Origin of the sequence: Blautia intestinihominis, from assembly GCF_040096655.1 — a bacterium.
Taxonomy (GTDB): Bacteria; Bacillota; Clostridia; order Lachnospirales; family Lachnospiraceae; genus Blautia_A; species Blautia_A intestinihominis.
In genome coordinates this window covers 1-2,301 of the sequence record NZ_JBBMEI010000156.1, presented here as the reverse complement: position 1 = coordinate 2,301, position 2,301 = coordinate 1, and the positions used below count along the sequence as shown (strand labels likewise).

The window sequence follows — 2,301 nt, the reverse complement described above, 5'->3', positions numbered from 1 at the left end:
GTGGCCAGGTGGGGAGTGCGAGGGGAGAACGGCCTTCGCAACTTCGAGTGCCCTCCCCTCGCATGGTTTTTTCAAAACTCGAAGGTCCCTAAGGAAGTACCCTTAGATCACCCAAAAATTATCCGTACAAACAACCTTCCGATAAGTCTCAAACCGGAACCACTTGTTATGTACTTCCGAACGGTTTTCTGAGGTCACATTCTTTGCTTCTTCAAGGAATCTCTCAAGATCCTCTTTGTTTTTCACAAGCAAAGCCATTCCTCTTTCATCGACAACCGGGAGTCCCATGTAGCGGTAGTCTTCGATCTTCTGGATGTCTTCTACTTTGCCGTCACGGATCAGGACTGCTGCCCCGTCCTCAACGGAAAGGATATCAAAGTATTCCGGATATTTGAAGCTGTCTCCGGCAACCGGTACTTCATCACCGACATGATAGGTCTTCTTGTCGGATCCGGCTTTGGACATCATTGCATTTTCCAGATTGAAGTAGAATTCTTCGAATACATAACCGCCGACTTTGATGTCATCTTTCTGGAAGTACGGTTTCTCTCCGTCATTTTCTACGGTTTCAAGTACACCACATGCAGAAGTCATATGGCTTACACGGTCGATCAGAATCATCTCTCCAAGAGTTTTGTGTTTCTTAAACTCATCAAGTACGATCTTTTCGGCCAGTTCGATCTCGCACAGTGCGATCTCATTTTTTTCGATATAATCTGCTGCGATATGTTCTCCGGTGTTGACATCGATCTTGTATTTGATGCTGCGGATAAATCCCGGAATTCTCTTGGTTCCCAGTTTTACCAGATATTCTTTTCCAAGAGTCAGTCTGCTGTCATCCATCCAGAGCAGAGTTGCGGTAAAGCTCTTTGCTACGGAAAGCTGTGCCTGGTCGGTGAGGACGCAGCCTCGGCTGACATCCACTTCTTTGTCAAGCTGGATGGTCACTGCCTGTCCTGTCACGGCTTCTTCTACGGAAGTGCTTCCGTTCAGAAGGGATTTGACAGTTGCAGTCTCGTTGCTTGGAAGTGTGGTAATGGTCTGTCCGACTTTGATCTTACCGCTTTCGATCTGTCCCTGGAAGCCACGGAATTCATGGTTCGGGCGGCAGACTCTCTGTACCGGCATATAGAATCCTGCTTCGCTCTCTGTCTCTGTCACATCGACGGTTTCCAGATGATCCAGAAGTGTTTTGCCTGTGTACCATGGCATGTTCTCGGATTTGACTGTGACGTTATCTCCTTCTGTCGCGCTGACAGGAACGATCACAACATCCTGAAGTCCGAGGCTTTCAGAAAGTTCGTTGATATCTTTTACGATCTCATTGAATCTTTCTTCGCTGTAACCTACAAGGTCCATCTTGTTGACTGCAAATACAAAATGATGGATTCCCATCAGGGCGCAGATGCGGCTGTGGCGTCTTGTCTGTACCAGAACACCCTGTTTTGCATCGACAAGGATGATCGCAAGCTGTGCAAAAGAAGCACCAACTGCCATGTTTCTTGTATATTCTTCATGTCCCGGTGTATCCGCAACGATGAAGCTTCTCTTGTCTGTTGTAAAATAACGATAAGCAACATCAATGGTGATACCCTGTTCTCTCTCTGCCATCAGACCATCCAGAAGAAGTGAATAGTCGATCGCGCCGCCTCTGGATCCTACCTTACTGTCGAGGATCAGGGCTTTTTCCTGGTCTGCATAAAGCAGTTTGGAATCGTAAAGTATATGTCCGATCAGTGTGGATTTTCCATCGTCCACACTTCCGCAGGTAATAAATTTCAGTAAACCGCTCATCTAGAAGTACCCCTCTCTCTTTCTCTTTTCCATGCTGGCTGCACCACCGTCAGAATCAATGATTCGGCTGGTTCTTTCAGATTCTACAGAACTTAATGTCTCATCGATGATCGCATCGAGTGTATCTGCATCAGAAAGAATACCACCGGTCAGAGGATAACATCCCAGGGTACGGAAACGAACTTTTTTCATTTCCGGTTTCTCGCCAGGTTTCAGACGCATACGGTCATCATCTACCATGATGATATTTCCGTCACGATATACTACCGGACGCTCTTTTGCAAAGTAAAGAGGTACGATCGGAATATTTTCTCTTTTTATGTACTGCCAGATATCTTTCTCTGTCCAGTTGGAGATTGGGAAAACACGGATGCTCTCGCCTTTGTTGATCTCTGTATTGTAAAGTTTCCACATCTCCGGTCTCTGGTTCTTCGGATCCCAGGCGTGGTTTTCATTACGGAAAGAAAAGATCCTCTCTTTGGCACGGCTGTTCTCCTCATCACGACG

The 2,301-nt window shown here is 46.6% G+C and carries 2 protein-coding genes; both read right to left on the bottom strand.

Annotation, left to right across the window (positions count from 1 at the left end; translation table 11 throughout):
• Nucleotides 1–102: 102 nt before the first annotated feature.
• Nucleotides 103–1,794: a sulfate adenylyltransferase subunit 1 gene (locus WMO75_RS19320; RefSeq protein WP_118698200.1), complete on the bottom strand. Its 1,692-nt coding sequence runs from the start codon at nt 1,792–1,794 to the stop codon at nt 103–105.
• Nucleotides 1,795–2,301, bottom strand: a 507-nt coding sequence (gene cysD / locus WMO75_RS19315; RefSeq protein ID WP_349078804.1) for a sulfate adenylyltransferase subunit CysD, incomplete at its 5' end; no start/stop codon positions are given.